Source organism: Lachnoclostridium sp. An76 (assembly GCF_002161355.1).
In the GTDB taxonomy this organism is placed as follows: Bacteria; Bacillota; Clostridia; order Lachnospirales; family Lachnospiraceae; genus Mediterraneibacter; species Mediterraneibacter caccavium.
The window spans coordinates 587,174-604,124 of record NZ_NFHL01000001.1 but is presented as its reverse complement, the minus strand read 5'-3'; the positions used below and the strand labels follow the sequence as shown (position 1 = coordinate 604,124).

12 protein-coding genes are annotated in these 16,951 nt (G+C 49.4%); all 12 read left to right on the top strand.

Annotated features, from left to right (window positions below):
- Window positions 1-27 precede the first annotated feature (27 nt).
- The 12 genes from B5G27_RS02705 (at window position 28) to B5G27_RS02650 (ending at window position 16,918) form a co-directional block, all read left to right on the top strand.
- Window positions 28-2,517 carry an SIR2 family protein gene (locus tag B5G27_RS02705; RefSeq protein WP_087177431.1) on the top strand — a complete coding sequence of 830 codons (2,490 nt, stop codon included), beginning with the start codon at window positions 28-30 and terminating at the stop codon, window positions 2,515-2,517.
- A gap of 134 nt (window positions 2,518-2,651) precedes the next feature.
- Complete coding sequence (gene uvrB / locus B5G27_RS02700; protein WP_087177430.1) at window positions 2,652-4,640, top strand: excinuclease ABC subunit UvrB; 1,989 nt, start codon at window positions 2,652-2,654, stop codon at window positions 4,638-4,640.
- A 20-nt stretch (window positions 4,641-4,660) separates the two neighbouring features.
- Complete coding sequence (gene uvrA / locus B5G27_RS02695) at window positions 4,661-7,507, top strand: excinuclease ABC subunit UvrA (RefSeq protein ID WP_087177429.1); 2,847 nt, start codon at window positions 4,661-4,663, stop codon at window positions 7,505-7,507.
- A gap of 276 nt (window positions 7,508-7,783) precedes the next feature.
- Entirely contained in the window at window positions 7,784-8,773 is a 990-nt protein-coding gene (locus B5G27_RS02690; RefSeq protein WP_087177428.1) for a rod shape-determining protein, read from the top strand.
- A gap of 179 nt (window positions 8,774-8,952) precedes the next feature.
- Window positions 8,953-11,175, top strand: a complete 2,223-nt coding sequence (gene recD2 / locus B5G27_RS02685; protein WP_087177427.1) for an SF1B family DNA helicase RecD2 — start codon at window positions 8,953-8,955, stop codon at window positions 11,173-11,175.
- A 41-nt stretch (window positions 11,176-11,216) separates the two neighbouring features.
- Window positions 11,217-11,936 carry a ComF family protein gene (locus B5G27_RS02680; protein WP_330398953.1) on the top strand — a complete coding sequence of 240 codons (720 nt, stop codon included), beginning with the start codon at window positions 11,217-11,219 and terminating at the stop codon, window positions 11,934-11,936.
- A 76-nt stretch (window positions 11,937-12,012) separates the two neighbouring features.
- On the top strand, window positions 12,013-12,417 hold the full coding sequence (locus B5G27_RS02675) for a hypothetical protein (protein ID WP_087177426.1): 405 nt from the start codon (window positions 12,013-12,015) through the stop codon (window positions 12,415-12,417).
- Window positions 12,414-13,427, top strand: a complete 1,014-nt coding sequence (locus B5G27_RS02670) for a hypothetical protein (protein ID WP_087177425.1) — start codon at window positions 12,414-12,416, stop codon at window positions 13,425-13,427. The genes B5G27_RS02675 and B5G27_RS02670 overlap by 4 nt, the downstream gene beginning before the upstream one ends.
- An 18-nt stretch (window positions 13,428-13,445) precedes the next feature.
- Window positions 13,446-14,309, top strand: a complete 864-nt coding sequence (gene cdaA, locus B5G27_RS02665) for a diadenylate cyclase CdaA (protein ID WP_087177424.1) — start codon at window positions 13,446-13,448, stop codon at window positions 14,307-14,309.
- On the top strand, window positions 14,306-15,595 hold the full coding sequence (locus B5G27_RS02660; protein ID WP_206608966.1) for a CdaR family protein: 1,290 nt from the start codon (window positions 14,306-14,308) through the stop codon (window positions 15,593-15,595). Before cdaA ends, B5G27_RS02660 begins: the two co-directional genes overlap by 4 nt.
- Window positions 15,596-15,657: 62 nt before the next feature.
- A complete protein-coding gene (locus tag B5G27_RS02655) occupies window positions 15,658-15,933 on the top strand; it encodes an HPr family phosphocarrier protein (RefSeq protein ID WP_087177422.1) in 276 nt (91 codons plus the stop codon).
- A gap of 67 nt (window positions 15,934-16,000) precedes the next feature.
- On the top strand, window positions 16,001-16,918 hold the full coding sequence (locus tag B5G27_RS02650) for a nucleotidyltransferase family protein (protein ID WP_087177421.1): 918 nt from the start codon (window positions 16,001-16,003) through the stop codon (window positions 16,916-16,918).
- The last annotated feature ends 33 nt before the right edge of the window (window positions 16,919-16,951 follow it).

The window sequence follows — 16,951 nt, the reverse complement described above, 5'->3', positions numbered from 1 at the left end:
AGTTTATCAGTGGTAAAGGAGAAGATTATGAGCATAGCTATTGTAAAACCTGAAGAGATAAAGAACGAAATAATGTCATTTTTTAAGAATAAGAGTATTATACCAATTGTAGGTGCTGGATTGACATGTGGTATAAAGAGTAAAAACGGGCAAGTTCCATCAGGACAATTGTATAAGGAACATATGATTGAGGCGTTAGTAGAGAGCAATAAGTTTACTGACGAAGAAAAAGAAGAGTTTCAGCTGGAGAGTTTTTCAAATATATGTGACTATTATGAGGATGATACTATTGTTTTGGGCGAAAAAAGGGTGGATTTTTGGAAAAAGAATTTTTATAGAATAAATATGGGACAGGATTATAGAAAACAGTTTTTAGATATTGATTGGCCGTATATATATTCTTTAAATATTGATGATGCAATAGAAAATAGTAGTGTATATTCAAAAGTAATATTGCCAAACAGGGAGTTCAGAAGTGAGCTTTTGAATGAGGAAAAATGTGTAATTAAACTACATGGAGATGTGAACGAACTTGTTACATATAAAGTGGCAGATAAAGTTTTTTCTTCAAAAGAGTATGCTTTAAGCATAGAAAGGAATGCCACTATATTGGGCATGCTGAGAAATGATTTTCGAAATCAAAACATACTTTTTATAGGTTGTAGTTTAGATGATGAGATGGATTTGAAAAGTATTGATTCTTTGCCGGTTGATTATCGGAATAAAGATAATTTAAGTAAGACAATTATCTTTGTTAAAGGACAACCAGGTCAAAAAATGATTTCAAAATATAAAACTTATGGAATAACAGATGTTGTGTGTTTCGACGAATATACTGAAATGTATTCTTATTTATATGAAACATGGCAAGAATCTCTTCAAGTACAAGATAGTGAACTTGATTTTTATACAGGTATACCAATAAAAAATATTCCCGCCACTGAAATCAATTCTAATTGGGAGTTTTTCTTTTGGGGAAAAAGTTTGTTTGATAATAAATTACGGGAAATGAAATCGCCCTATTTTTTTGTCAGACGAAATATCTCGTATGTAATTTGTAGGAACTTGAGTAAAAACAAAGTACATTTGATATATGGCGCTCGACTTTCGGGTAAAACATACTGCTTGGCGGAATTATTCCAATCAATTAAAGATCGCCCGGTATACTATTTTGACGGACGATCTAGATTATCACAACGGGCACTAAGTTTATTGATGGAAAAGGCAAATATCGTAGTGCTTTTTGATGTGGGGGCTTTATCAAAAGAACAATTTGAAATTGTTTTGCAAGATGCAAAATCAATAAATATGAATGGCAATAATTTTATTGTTTGTTTAAATAATAATGACAGTGATACCTTGGGAGTAGTAAAGTGGAAATTAAGACAAGGATTTATTGATGATAATGACATAATTTCATATGAAGTGCATAATAAATTTGATAATAATCAAGGAACAAATGAAATAGATGAGATTAATAGTAAATACCCCAAATTGCACTTGCCTCCATACAAAAAAGAGCGGACATTGGTTGACCAGATTATGTATGCAGAAGATGTACTGAATGTAAAATCCAGATATTCTAATAATCATATTGTGATTAGTAATGAAAAGCAATTAGCTTTGTTGATTTTGCTTGCTATAAAAGAAAAAATGTATTCACTTGAAGTCGAGAAGTACGGATTAGATGTTGAAATAATTGAGGCAATTAAAAGATATAATCCTTTGATTGAGCGGATAGAGGTAAGAGTTGCGGAAAAGGAAAATAGTGATTTATCAAATGTAAAATATGTCTTAAATTCTAAATATTGGTTACGGAGAGAATTGGGGGAATTTGCTCGAGAAATAAGTAATGAAGAATTTGTGGCAAAAGCATATTATTATATAATCGAGTGTGTAAAAAGATACAGTAAGGGAGATGAAAATAGGCAAAGAGAAACCTGCAGAGATTTGGTTCGTTTTGATGTAATGAATGATATTTTTTTAGATAGATATAAAGGGAATATAGGTTTAATAGTATGCATTTATACAAAACTACATACTTTATTGGCCGAAGACTTTAATTTTTTACACCAAAATGCCAAATGTTATCTTAACTATTTTTATTATACGAAAAACATAAATGATAAGAGGAAATATTTAGCAGAAGCAAACAAATTGGCTATTGTATCGCATGAAATGGTTGAGAAAAAACTTAATGAAACATATAATGAAAAATTAAGTATATCATTAGCGCATGTAAAATTTACAAATGCTATAATTTATAGTGAATTGTGCCGTCAAAATGAATATAAAAATATTGAATATATAGAAAAGGCGATAGAGTTAATCTTAGAGGCATGGGAATCACCGTATAATGACAAAGAAAGAAAGCGAGATGTAAAAGAACGTTCAAGTAGAGGAATCACACGATTCATTAATGAGTTAACAGAAAAAGTAGATATACAATTGCTTCCGAAAATAAGTAGGGATCAATACGAGGAGATACTAGGAATATACATTAATGGAAGATTATAAGTCATAAAGAAAAAGTATTTAGATAATGAATTGTGTACTTAAATTATATTGAAATATCAAAAATACTAAAAGACTCCCTTCCGAGTATACCATTATGCTCTGAAAATATGGGGAAACTAAGGAGTGGATTTTACATGGATCACTTTGAACTAGTATCAGAATACGCCCCCACCGGCGATCAGCCCCAGGCGATCGCCGACCTTGTCAAAGGCTTCAAGGAAGGCAACCAGTGCCAGACGCTTCTCGGCGTCACTGGTTCCGGAAAGACTTTTACTATGGCAAATGTCATCCAGCAACTGAATAAACCGACGCTGATCATCGCCCACAACAAGACCCTGGCGGCCCAGCTCTATGGCGAGTTTAAGGAATTCTTCCCGAACAATGCAGTGGAGTATTTTGTCTCCTACTATGACTACTACCAGCCCGAAGCCTACGTCCCCTCCTCGGATACCTACATCGCCAAGGACTCCTCCATCAACGATGAGATCGACAAGCTCCGTCTCTCCGCCACCATGGCGCTGACCGAACGCCGCGATGTCATCATCGTTGCCAGTGTATCCTGTATCTACGGTCTGGGAAACCCGGTGGACTATCAGAACATGGTGATCTCCCTGCGCCCGGGCATGATCAAGGACAGGGATGAAGTGATGGCGAAGCTGATCGAGATCCAGTATGACCGGAACGACATGGATTTCCACCGCGGAACATTCCGCGTGCGCGGAGATGTGCTGGAAATCATCCCCGCATACGAGAGCGAGACAGCAGTGCGGATCGAGTTTTTTGGAGATGAGGTGGACCGGATCACGGAGATCGACATCCTGACCGGCGAGATCAAGGATGAGTTAAAGCATGTGGCAATCTTCCCGGCGTCCCACTATGTGGTGGATAAAGAGAATATCAAGCGCGCGGTGCATGATATCGAGGAAGAACTGGACGAGCGCGTGAAGGAATTCAAGCGTCAGGACAAGCTCCTGGAAGCGCAGCGCATCGCGGAGCGGACGAACTTTGATATAGAAATGCTCAAAGAGACGGGATTCTGTTCCGGGATCGAGAACTATTCCCGGCATCTGGCAGGGCTTGCGCCGGGGCAGCCGCCGTACACGCTGATCGATTACTTCCCGGATGATTTTATCATGATGATCGATGAGTCCCACAAGACGATCCCGCAGATCGGAGGGATGTACCATGGGGACCAGTCCCGGAAGACTACGCTGGTGGATTACGGTTTCCGACTCCCGTCGGCGAAGGACAACCGCCCCTTGAATTTTGAAGAATTTGAGAGTAAGATAAATCAGGTCTTGTTTGTATCCGCTACGCCCGGTCCATATGAGGAAGATCATGAGCTGCTGCGCGCAGAGCAGGTGATCCGCCCGACGGGGCTGCTCGATCCGGAAGTTTCCGTGCGCCCGGTGGAAGGACAGATCGACGACCTGATCGGCGAGATCAACAAAGAGGTGGCGAAAAAGAATAAGATCCTTGTGACCACGCTGACCAAACGCATGGCAGAGGACCTGACCGATTATATGCGCGAGGTGGGCATCCGGGTGAAATATCTCCACTCCGATGTAGATACGCTTGAGCGCACAGAGATCATCCGGGATATGAGGCTGGATGTTTTCGATGTGCTGGTGGGCATCAATCTTCTGAGGGAAGGTCTGGACATTCCGGAGATCACACTTGTGGCGATCCTGGATGCAGACAAAGAGGGCTTCCTGCGCTCGGAGACATCGCTGATCCAGACTATCGGCCGCGCGGCGAGAAATGCGGAGGGACATGTTATCATGTACGCGGATACGATCACAGAGTCCATGCAGATGGCGATCGATGAGACGAAGCGCCGCCGCGAGATCCAGATGAAATACAATGAAGAGCATGGGATCACTCCACAGACGATCAAAAAATCTGTCCGCGACCTGATCAGTATTTCGAAGAAGGTGGCGGCAGAGGAGATGCGCCTGGAGAAGGATCCGGAGTCCATGAGCGCGAAGGAACTGGAAAAACTCATCGCGGACATGACCAAGCAGATGAAGAAAGCAGCTGCGGAGCTGAACTTCGAGGCAGCCGCGGAGCTGCGTGACAAGCTGGTAGAGCTGAAAAAAGCGCTCAATGATATAGAACATTAGGAAGGAAACAGAGAAGATACATGGGAACAAAGATGGATGCCCGGCAGTATATCAGGATCCGGGGCGCGAATGAGAACAACCTGAAGAATATAGACGTGGATATCCCGCGCGATGAGCTGGTCGTGCTGACGGGGCTGAGCGGATCGGGAAAGTCCTCCCTTGCGTTTGACACGATCTATGCGGAGGGGCAGAGGCGGTATATGGAGTCCCTGTCCTCTTACGCCCGGCAGTTCCTGGGGCAGATGGAGAAGCCGGATGTAGAGAGCATTGAAGGGCTGTCGCCTGCGATCTCCATTGACCAGAAATCAACGAACCACAATCCCCGTTCCACGGTAGGAACTGTGACAGAAATCTACGACTATTTCCGCCTCCTTTATGCCAGGGTCGGGATCCCGCACTGCCCGAAATGCGGGCGGGAGATCGTGAAGCAGACTGTGGACCAGATGGTGGATCAGATCATGTCTCTGCCGGAGCGGACGAAGATCCAGCTCCTCGCGCCTGTGGTGAGGGGGCGCAAGGGAACCCACGCGAAGCTGCTGGAAAAGGCGAAGCGCAGCGGGTACGTCCGCGTGCGCATCGACGGGAATATGTACGAACTGTCCGAGGATATCGCGCTGGACAAGAATATCAAACATAATATCGAGATCATCGTGGACCGCCTGGTCGTAAAACCGGGCATTGAGAAACGTCTGACAGACTCTGTGGAGAATGTGCTGCACCTGGCGGAAGGACTTCTGGTGGTGGATGTGATCGACGGGGAACCGATGAATTTCAGCCAGAGCTTTTCCTGCCCGGACTGCGGGATCAGCATCGAGGAGATCGAGCCGAGGAGTTTTTCCTTCAACAATCCCTTCGGCGCCTGCCCGGAGTGTTTCGGACTTGGATATAAGATGGAGTTTTCCGAGGAGCTGATGATCCCGGACCCGTCCCTTTCTATTAATCAGGGTGCGATCGCAGTGCTGGGATGGCAGTCCTGTACGGATAAGAACAGTTTTACCCGGGCGATCCTGGACGCGCTCTGCAGGGAATACGGGTTTGACCTGGACACGCCGTTTGAGAAATATCCGAAAAAGATCCATGATGTCCTCATCCACGGGACAAACGGAAAGTCTGTGAAGGTGTTCTATAAAGGGCAGCGGGGAGAGGGCGTGTATGACGTTGCCTTTGAAGGAATCATCAAAAATGTGGAGCGCCGTTACCGGGAGACCAGCTCGGAGACAATGAAAGCGGAGTATGAGACGTTCATGAACATCACCCCCTGCTCCGCCTGCAAAGGACAGAGGCTGAAACCGGGAGCCCTTGCGGTCACGGTCGGCGGGAAGAATATCGCGGAGGTGACTGCTCTGTCTGTCGAGAAGCTCCAGCAGTTAATGGACGGGCTGGAACTTTCCGAGACGCAGATGCTGATCGGAGGACAGATCTTAAAAGAAATCAGGGCAAGGATCAAATTTCTGATGGATGTGGGGCTGGATTACCTGACGCTTGCCCGCGCCACGGGGACGCTTTCCGGCGGTGAGGCGCAGCGGATCCGGCTTGCGACCCAGATCGGTTCCGGGCTGGTCGGAGTGGCCTATATCCTGGACGAGCCCAGCATCGGGCTCCACCAGCGGGACAATGACAAGCTGCTCGCTACTCTGAAGCATCTCCGGGATCTCGGCAATACGCTGATCGTGGTAGAACATGACGAGGATACCATGCTGGCGGCGGATTACATCGTGGATATCGGTCCGGGGGCCGGAGAGCACGGCGGGGAAGTCGTAGCTGTGGGAAATGCGGAAGAGATCATGAAAAATAAAAACTCCATTACAGGGGCATACTTATCAGGCAAGATCAGGATCCCGGTGCCGGAGGAGCGTAAAAAGCCTACGGGCTGGCTGAAAGTGGTCGGGGCAAGGGAAAATAACCTGAAAAATATAGACGTAGATTTCCCGCTCGGCGTGATGACCTGCGTGACCGGTGTATCCGGGTCCGGGAAGAGCTCCCTTGTAAATGAGATCCTGTACAAGAAGCTGGCCCATGACCTGAACCACGCCCGGGCCATCCCGGGAAAGCATAAGAAGATCCTCGGACTTGACCAGGTGGATAAGGTCATTGCCATCGACCAGTCGCCCATCGGACGGACGCCAAGGTCCAACCCTGCGACCTATACCGGCGTGTTTGACCTGATCCGGGATCTGTTCGCGGCGACTCCCGACGCTAAGGCAAGGGGATATAAGAAGGGCAGGTTCAGCTTTAATGTCAAAGGCGGGCGCTGTGAAGCCTGCGCCGGGGACGGGATCTTAAAGATTGAGATGCATTTCCTCCCGGATGTGTACGTACCCTGTGAGGTGTGCGGGGGAAAACGATATAACAGAGAGACTCTGGAAGTCAAATATAAAGGCAAGACAATTTATGATGTGCTGAACATGACGGTCGAGGAGGCTCTGGAGTTCTTTGACCATGTCCCCAGCATCCGCAGGAAGATGGAGACGCTGAATGATGTGGGGCTTTCCTATATCCGGCTGGGGCAGCCGTCTACGGAGCTGTCCGGAGGCGAGGCCCAGAGGATCAAGCTGGCCAGCGAGCTGAGCAAGAGGAGCACCGGAAAGACGGTATATATCCTGGACGAGCCTACGACAGGCCTGCATTTTGCGGACGTACACAAGCTGACAGAGATTTTGAGAAGGCTGTCCGGTGACGGGAATACTGTGATCGTCATCGAACACAATCTGGATGTGATCAAGACTGCGGACTATATCATCGACATCGGACCGGAGGGCGGAGACCGGGGTGGAACGGTAGTTGCCTGCGGCACTCCGGAGGAAGTGGCGCGGAATGAAAAATCCTATACAGGGAAATATATAGATGCTATGCTGAAGAAGCAGTAACAGTTCAGCTGCGCCATTCGGAAAACCGCACTGACGTGCTGATCGCGGCTTCCGCCGCTGTTTTCTTCATTGGCGGGCGCTCAGCCCGATGGATGAACTGCTGCAAAAAAATGAAAAAGGTCTTTCCATTTTCTGTAAAGTCGATTATACTGGTTATGCGGACAGACAGCAGAGAGGGAAGCTGTCTGATTCCGTTTTACAGGGAAAAGATGAGAACCCGCCGGGGAGAAAAGATACACGGGAAAGAGTATGAAGATTTAGAAGGGAGAATTGAATATGTCGGTAGATATCGGGATCGATCTGGGAACCGCAAGCGTGCTGGTCTATGTGCGCGGCAAGGGTGTAGTGCTGAAAGAGCCATCTGTGGTCGCCTTTGACCGGGATACGAATGTGATAAAAGCCATCGGCGAGGAAGCCCGGATGATGCTGGGGCGGACGCCGGGCAATATCGTTGCGGTCCGGCCGCTCAGGCAGGGGGTTATCTCAGATTATACAGTGACCGAGAAGATGATCAAGTATTTTGTCCAGAAGGCACTTGGGAAGCGCACGTTTAAAAAGCCCCGTATCAGCATCTGCGTGCCGAGCGGCGTGACGGAAGTAGAGAAGAAAGCCGTGGAAGAGGCCACATTCGCGGCAGGGGCGAGGGAAGTCCATCTGATCGAGGAGCCGGTGGCAGCGGCGATCGGAGCAGGGATCGACATCGCGAAGCCATGTGGGAACATGATCGTGGATATCGGCGGCGGGACCGCGGATATCGCGGTGATCTCCCTGGGAGGCACGGTAGTGAATACCTCGATCAAAGTGGCGGGAGACGATTTTGACGAGGCGATCGTCCGCTATATGCGCAAGAAACATAATCTTCTGATCGGAGAGCGGACGGCAGAAGATATCAAGATCAAGATCGGGACAACATATCCTCTTGTGGAGGAGGAGACGATGGAAGTCAGGGGAAGGAACCTTGTGACCGGGCTGCCGAAGACGGTGACAGTGACTTCATCTGAGACAGAGGAAGCTTTGAGGGAAGCGACCAGTCAGATCGTGGAGGCGGTCATTTCTGTCCTCGAGCAGACGCCGCCGGAACTGTCTGCGGATATCCTGGACCGGGGGATCGTCCTGACAGGCGGAGGCGCAATGCTCCGTGGCCTGGAGGAGCTGATCGAGGAGAAGACCGGGATCAATACCATGACTGCGGAGGATCCGATGAAGGTCGTGGCGATCGGGACAGGCCAGTTTGTGGAGTTTATGAGCGGCAGAAAAGACTTCTGATACAGAGAAACAGACAGAAACTCCGGGCACGGGAGAGCGGACAGGAACTTCTGGATCAGGAGCAGAGACGGAAAAGTTGAGTGTGTGATCGACAGGGATGTGGGCTATTTAGCAGAGCTGGATAGCGCATCCCTGTTCTGATGTAATGCGGCAGGAAGAGAAGGTAAGAAGGGAAGGCAATGGAGACAGTCACAGGATATGTGGGGCACATCGTGTTTCGGAATGAAGAAAACGGATATACGGTCTTTCATCTGGAAAACGATGACGGGGAAGTGACCTGCGTCGGGAATTTTAATTTTATCAATGAAGGAGAAATGCTGGAGCTGATAGGTGAGTTTGTGAACCACAATGTATACGGCACACAGCTCAAAGTGTCATCCCATGTGGTGAAAGAACCTGAGGACCTGGTGTCTATCGAGAGATATCTCGGCTCAGGTGCGGTCAAAGGCGTGGGGGCTGCCCTTGCAGGGAGGATCGTAAAGAAATTTAAAGAGGACACCTTCCGGATCATCGAAGAGGAGCCGGAGCGCCTGGCGGAAGTCAAAGGGATCAGCGAGCGCAAGGCAAGAGAGATCGCAGAGCAGGTGGAAGAGAAGAAGGACATGCGCAAGGCGATGATCTATCTCCAGAAATATGGGATCTCCACCAGACTTGCCGCGAAGATATACCAGTATTACGGTATGCGTGTATACAAAGTTCTGGAAGAGAACCCTTACCAGCTGGCAGATAATATAGAGGGTGTGGGATTTAAGACGGCTGACGAGATCGCCGCGCGCATCGGGATACATACGGATTCTGATTACCGGATCAAGAGCGGGCTTTTCTATACGCTGCAGCAGGCTGTGGGAGAGGGGCACATCTATCTCCCGGAGGAAGTGCTCGTCCGCCGGGCAGGCGAGCTGCTCGGCGTGGAGATACAGGATATCAGCAAACATGTGATGGACCTGTGCATTGAGAAAAAGACTGTGATGAAAGAAGGCGAGGACGGGATCAGGATCTATCCTGCTCACTATTACTATCTGGAGCTGAATACGGCGAAAATGCTCCATGACCTGAATATTGACTGCGAAATGCCGGAAGATATGATGGAGCGGAGACTGAGGAAGGTGGAAGAGACCGAGCAGATCGAGCTGGACGCGATGCAGCATAAGGCGGTGATCGAATCCATCAAGCACGGGCTCCTCGTCCTGACCGGAGGCCCCGGTACCGGAAAAACGACCACCATCAATACGATGATCCGCTTTTTTGACAGCGAGGGCATGAGCATCCTGCTGGCTGCTCCCACCGGACGCGCGGCGAAGCGCATGACCGAAGCCACGGGCTATGAGGCGCAGACTATCCACCGGCTCCTGGAAGTAAATGTAAATCCGGAGGAGACGGACAGTGTGGGCGGATTTATGCGGAACCGTCAGAATCCCCTGGAAGCGGACGTGATCATCATTGACGAGATGTCCATGGTGGATCTGCCTCTGATGCACGCCCTGCTCTCGGCAGTCGTGCCGGGGACGAGGCTGGTGCTGGTCGGGGATGTGGACCAGCTTCCCTCGGTGGGGCCGGGAAGTGTGCTGAAAGACATTATCACCTCGGAGTGCTTCCCTGTGGTGACCCTGACCCGGATCTTCCGCCAGGCAGGGGAGAGCGATATTGTGGTGAACGCGCATAAGATCAATGCCGGGGAGCCGGTAGTCCTCGACAATAAAAGCCGGGACTTCTTCTTCCTGCGGCGCCAGGATGCGGATACGATCATCGGGGTGGCTATTATGCTCATCCAGAAGAAGCTGCCCAGGTATGTGGGCGCCCAGCCCAGTGAGATCCAGGTCATGACTCCTACGCGGAAGGGGCTCCTGGGAGTCGAACGGCTGAACACGATCCTTCAGCGTTACCTGAATCCCCAGGATCCGAAGAAAGCGGAGCAGGAGATCAACGGCCGTCTGTTCCGGGAAGGGGATAAGGTCATGCAGATCAAGAACAATTACCAGCTGGAGTGGGAGGTTACGACGAAGTTTGGCCTTACTGTGGACAAAGGCGTGGGCGTGTTCAACGGAGATATGGGTGTGATCAGGGAGATAAACCAGTACACAGAGAACATAGAGGTAGAGTTTGACGAGGGGCGCAGGGTGAAGTATGGATTTGACGCAGTGGAAGAGCTGGAGCTTGCCTATGCCATTACCGTGCATAAGTCTCAGGGAAGCGAATATCCGGCGGTGATCATCCCGCTCCTCCAGGGCCCAAGGCTTCTCTACAACCGAAACCTGCTGTATACAGCGGTGACAAGGGCGAAAAAGTGCCTTACTATCATAGGGAGTGATACAGTATTTCAGGAAATGATACAAAACAAAAACGAGCAGGCAAGGTATACGAGCCTGGCGGAGAGGATACGGGAATTCCGAGAACGTATTTAAATATAGAGGGGCAGATAGAGGGGCAGAGGCAGAAGAGCGGCGTGGGAAAACTGCCGGGCAGCCTGGCAGGCAGGCTCCTGGATCTTCTCTATCCGCCGGTATGCCCGTTCTGCGGGAAGCTGTCCTCAGAAGGGATCTGCGCGGCATGCAGGAAGAAGATCATCTGTGTCAGCGAGCCACGGTGCATGCACTGCGGCAAGCCTCTCAGGGATGAGACGCAGGAGTACTGCCAGACCTGCGCGCGCCGGAGGTCCGCCATTGACCAGGGAAGAGGGCTGTGGCTCCATGCGGATCCCGTATCCGGCGCTGTCTACCGTTTTAAATACAAGAATAAGAGGAGCTGGGGAAGGATCTTTGCCGGTGAGCTTGCGCGGCAGTACGGGGGCCAGATCCGGGACTGGGGGATCGATGAGATCATCCCCATCCCGCTTCATGCGTCCAGAAAACGGCAGAGAGGGTTCAATCAGTCAGAAGTGATCGCGAGGGAGCTCTCAGACCTGACCGGGATACCATGCCGGACGGATGTTCTCTTCCGTATCAGGAAAACCGTACCCCAGAAGAAGCTGGGCCCGGACGGCAGAGCAGCCAATCTCCAGGGGGCTTTCGCAGTGTCCCGGAGATGGGATGCGTGCGGAAAAGCTCTTCTCATAGACGATATCTATACAACGGGCGCAACGGTTGAAAAAGCGGCAAAAATGCTCAAAAAAGCGGGATGCCGAAATGTCTACTTTTTGACCATAAGCATTGGACAAGGCCTCTGACTGTATGATATACTAAAACATAATGGACTGAATTTAAGAAGAAGCTAAGTACATAGGAAGGACGTGTAAAAGCGTTATGCTGGATAAGAGAAAGATACGCCTGATGACGAAGGCCGCGGTTTATGAAAAAGAGTACGGCGAGGAAGATTTTAAGATCACTGGTTATTATAAGAAAGACTATGCCAGCCTGAATACATGGATCACCCTGATCTGGATCACAGCAGGGTATGTCCTGCTCGGCGGGATCCTCTTTCTCTGTTTCGGGGAGTCTCTCCTGGAAGGGATCACTATCATGCGTCTGATCTTCCTGGTGGCAGTCGCGCTGGCGCTCTATCTGGTGCTTGTGATCCTGTATGGCATTGGAGCGGGGAATTTTTATTCCAAAAAGCATATCCGCGCCAAGCAGAGGGTAAAGAAATATTTACGGGATATAACGCGCCTTGAAAAAATGAGTAAGAAAAAGGAGATATACAGATCATGAGTACATTATTAGTCTGGAGAGAAAAACTGCAGAGACTCTATGCATCATATTCAGTCTATATACTGAAAGGGATCCAGTTCCTGTTGGGACTCCTTCTTTTTGGGCTGATCAATTATAACATTGGGTTCATGAAGATGGCATCATCCGTGTTCTGTACGGTCGGGCTGTCCGTGATCTGTACTTTTCTCCCGATGATCATTATGGTAATGGCGGCAACTGTGCTGATACTGGTGCATTTTTATGCGCTGTCGCTGCCGATCGCGCTCGTATCCGCGGTTATTTTCCTCCTGATGTATATTTTTTATTTCAGGTTCACACCGAAAAAGGCATGGCTGGTCCTGATCGCGGCCCTGGCGTTCGGGCTGAAGATCCCCTTTGTGATCCCGGTCGCTTTCGGGCTTATGGGGACTCCGGTCTGGATCGTGCCGGCGGCGTGCGGCGTGATATCTTATTATATGGTAGATTTTGTAAAAGGATCCGCGGCAGCATTAAAGAGTGCGGACGCGGACGGTATTGCGGCAAGCCTTACCGGCTTTACAAAGCAGGTGCTCGGGAACAAAGAAATGTGGCTTATGATCATGGCAGTAGTGATCGGGATCCTCGTAGTGAATGTAGTCCGCAGCCGCGCTGTCAGCAATGCGTGGAAGATCGCTTCCGCATCAGGTTCTGTGGTCTGCCTGGTTGTTGCGGCGGCGGGGAATGTAGTGCTGGAAGGGCATATTTCTTATGTGTCCATCGCGGCGAGTGCAGTGCTTGGCATCATATTGGGCTTAGTGCTGGAATTCCTTTTCTTCTCGGTGGATTATTCGCGGACTGAGAATATCCAGTTTGAGGACGATGAATACTACTATTATGTGAAGGCCATCCCAAAGGTCGGAGTATCTGCGCCGGAGAAACAGGTAAAGCATATTACAGAAGATACAGGAAGCAGCAACAGAAATACAGAGGACATTCTCCTAACAAGGAGCCTGAGCAAAGAATTAGGCATTGATAAGGAGAAGACCGAGTAAGCGAGGCGGTGGCACAGTATGTTAGGCTGGATGAGAAATTTCATCGACAATTATACACATGGTATGTATTTCCCAAAGATCCAGATAATGGATATCATTGAGATCCTGATCATTACGGTGATCGTGTACGAGATCATGCTGTGGATCAAGAATACAAAGGCATGGATGCTCCTCCGGGGGATCATCATGCTGGGCGTTTTTATCCTTGTGGCATGGATCTTTCAGATGCATACGATCCTCTTCCTTGCGGCACAGTCCATCAATGTGCTGGCGATAGCGGCAGTGGTCGTATTCCAGCCGGAGCTGAGGCGCGCGCTGGAGAAACTGGGAGAGAAGAATATACTCAACAGCATTAACCCGTTTGACAAGAACAGGGATAACGAGCGCTTTTCAGACGAGACAGCGGACAGCATCGTCCGGGCATGCTATGAGATGGGAAGTGTGTGTACAGGAGCACTGATCGTGGTAGAGCAGGCGATCCGGCTCAATGAGTATGAGATGACAGGCATTGAACTTGACTGTAAAGTGTCGTCCCAGGTGCTGATCAATATCTTCGAGCACAACACTCCGCTCCATGACGGCGCTGTGATCATCCGCGGCGACAGGATCACATCAGCTACCTGTTACCTGCCGCTCTCGGATAATATGTCGATCAGCAAAGATCTGGGGACGCGCCACAGAGCTGCGCTTGGCATGAGTGAAGTGTGTGATGCGCTCGTGATCGTCGTCTCTGAGGAGACAGGGTTAGTCTCCGCTGCTATGGGCGGCAGGCTCACCCGCGGGATCAAACGCGAAGAATTAAGGGAAATGCTGAGCCAGATTCAGTATAGGAAGTCTGAACAGAAGAGATTTACTATACGGAAAGGATGGCGCAGAAGATGAAGAAATATAAGCTTACAACGAATTTGGGATTAAAGGTCATTGCATTCATCTTTGCTGTATTTCTCTGGTTCATAGTAGTAAATTTTGACAATCCGGTAGGGAGCAGCACATTCCGGGATATCCCGGTGCAGATCCTGAACGATGATATTATAACATCTGCCGGGGAAGTATACCAGGTAGAGGGGGACAGGACAGTCACCGTCGTGGTTTATGCGACCCGTGAAGTGCGTCAGAAGCTCACCAGCGATAACATCGTGGCTACAGCGGATATCAAACAGATCGACTCAACCGGAAGGCTCGTGCCCATAGAAGTCACGATAAACGGATTCAGCGGAGAATCCGTTACCGCAGAAGCCATTCCCAGGAATCTCACGATCCAGAGAGAAAAATCAGGAAAGAAAGTCATGTCCCTGACAGTAGATACAGAGGGAGTAAAACTGGCGGACGGATATATTTTGGGGGATGCCTCTGTGGAACCTGACCAGGTTACCATAACCGGAGCGGAGTCAGTCCTTGACCAGGTTGACCGGGCAGTGGCGCAGGTCGATGAAGTAGAAGGCGTCTCAGAAGATTCTGTCCTTCCCGCATCGCTTGTCCTGTATGACGCAAACGGAAATGAGCTGAACCAGACACAGATGAGTAATAATCTGGGAGAAGAAGGACTTTCGGTTTCCGTGGAAGTGATGAAGGTAAAAGGGATCCCGGTTGTTTTCGATGTGGAGGGATCACCGGCAGAAGGATATAAATACAGCGGCTGTGTCAGCACCCCGGAGAGCGTCCAGGTATGCGGGAAGAGCGAAGATATCGACAAGATAAGCGAGATTGATGTTCCGGCATCTGTGGTCGATATCAGTGGAGCTTCCGAGCCGATCGAGATGTCAGTAGATATTACGCCTTATCTTCCGGAGGGCGTAGAGCTGGTAGATGAGAATTCGGGAAATGTCAAAGTTACTGTTAAGATCGAGCAGGAAGGTACGCTCTCCATTGATTTTATGGTGAGCTCCATAAGGATCAACAATCTGGCGGAGAACCTGCAGGTGAGCTATGAACCGGATGCGGAGATAACCTTCCGGTTTACAGGGGATGAAGATCTGCTTGACACGCTGGACATCAGCAATGCGGTTTCGGTAGATCTGAGCGATTACGACAGACCGGGCACTTATGACGTCCCTGTAAAAGTGAATCTTCCCGCAGGGATCAGCCAGGACGGACAGGTGACGGTACAGCTTACCCTGGCGGAAAAAGCATCGGAAGGAGATCAGGGCAGCCAGGGCGGAGAAGAATAGAAAAAGGCTGCATGAGATATTATCAGACGCTTATATGAAAAGATGATAAGGAGAGGATACGGATGGTAAAGGGGAAAGTCAGGATCAAGAATCCGACAGGCCTTCATCTCAGGCCGGCAGGACTGTTCTGTAAGACAGCGATGCAGTTTGACTGCAAGATCACAGTCCTGAAAAAGACCAGGCATGAAGACGTGACGGCAAATGCAAAGAGCGTGCTCAGCGTGCTCGGTTCCTGCATTAAGAGTGGAGATGAGATAGAGATCATATGTGAAGGATCGGATGAAGAAGATGCCCTCGGCACAATGGTACAGCTTGTAGAAGACGGGCTCGGAGAGTGAGATCAGACCATAGGGCATGCGGAGACAGAAAGAGACAAGGTGTTCCTGAGAAAAGGAGGAGAGGATTATGTCAAAAGCAGCACTTGTGATCATGGCGGCCGGCATCGGCAGCCGGTTTGGAGGCGGGATCAAGCAGCTCGCGCCAGTAGGTCCGGGCGGCGAGATCATCATGGATTATTCTGTCCATGACGCTCTGGAAGCAGGGTTCGATAAGATCGTTTTCGTGATCAGAAAGGACCTGGAGAAAGACTTTAAGGAAGTGATCGGAAAACGGATAGAGAAGCAGGCAGATGTGGACTACGTCTATCAGGAGCTGGATGATATCCCGGAAAAATATCAGACAAAGTTCTCTGGCAGGACAAAGCCGTGGGGGACCGGGCAGGCGATCCTCTGCTGTAAAGATGTGGTTGATACCCCGTTCCTGGTGATCAATGCGGATGATTATTATGGGAAGAGCGCTTTCCGTGAAGCTTATGATTATTTGACAACGATACCGGATACTGGTAAAATACAGATTTGTATGGTCAGTTTTGTATTAAAAAATACGCTGAGTGACAATGGCGGAGTGACAAGAGGACTCTGTAAGGTTGACGGACAGGGGATGCTGACAGGTATCGTGGAAACCCATAATATAGAAAAAGACGGCGGGCAGGCTGTGCTCCGTGAAGCGGGCAAAGTAAAGCTGCTGGATGCAGAAACTCCGGTATCCATGAATATGTGGGGGCTGACCCCGGCGTTTTTTGAGATCCTGGGATCCGGGTTTGAACGTTTCCTGGACGATACCGCTGCGGAAGACTTGAAGGCAGAGTATCTGCTCCCGACAATCATCGGAGATCTCCTCGCATCGGGAAAGATCAGTGTAAAAGTCCTCAAGTCGGAAGACCAGTGGTTCGGCGTGACATACAAAGAGGACAGGGAGACTGTGGTGGATGCGGTGAGAAAACTGGTGGAGAGCGGCGTCTATCCATCCCCTCTTTATAAGTGATGAGCACGCAGGTGCAGCGGAAAGCCAGGCACT

What these genes read in the sequence shown, in the direction of transcription:
- B5G27_RS02705 (WP_087177431.1), top strand. Translation starts at nt 28, where the DNA reads ATGAGCATAGCTATTGTAAAACCTGAAGAGATAAAGAACGAAATAATG.
- uvrB (WP_087177430.1), top strand. Translation starts at nt 2,652, where the DNA reads ATGGATCACTTTGAACTAGTATCAGAATACGCCCCCACCGGCGATCAG.
- uvrA (WP_087177429.1), top strand. Translation starts at nt 4,661, where the DNA reads ATGGGAACAAAGATGGATGCCCGGCAGTATATCAGGATCCGGGGCGCG.
- B5G27_RS02690 (WP_087177428.1), top strand. Translation starts at nt 7,784, where the DNA reads ATGTCGGTAGATATCGGGATCGATCTGGGAACCGCAAGCGTGCTGGTC.
- recD2 (WP_087177427.1), top strand. Translation starts at nt 8,953, where the DNA reads ATGGAGACAGTCACAGGATATGTGGGGCACATCGTGTTTCGGAATGAA.
- B5G27_RS02675 (WP_087177426.1), top strand. Translation starts at nt 12,013, where the DNA reads ATGCTGGATAAGAGAAAGATACGCCTGATGACGAAGGCCGCGGTTTAT.
- B5G27_RS02670 (WP_087177425.1), top strand. Translation starts at nt 12,414, where the DNA reads ATGAGTACATTATTAGTCTGGAGAGAAAAACTGCAGAGACTCTATGCA.
- cdaA (WP_087177424.1), top strand. Translation starts at nt 13,446, where the DNA reads ATGTTAGGCTGGATGAGAAATTTCATCGACAATTATACACATGGTATG.
- B5G27_RS02660 (WP_206608966.1), top strand. Translation starts at nt 14,306, where the DNA reads ATGAAGAAATATAAGCTTACAACGAATTTGGGATTAAAGGTCATTGCA.
- B5G27_RS02655 (WP_087177422.1), top strand. Translation starts at nt 15,658, where the DNA reads ATGGTAAAGGGGAAAGTCAGGATCAAGAATCCGACAGGCCTTCATCTC.
- B5G27_RS02650 (WP_087177421.1), top strand. Translation starts at nt 16,001, where the DNA reads ATGTCAAAAGCAGCACTTGTGATCATGGCGGCCGGCATCGGCAGCCGG.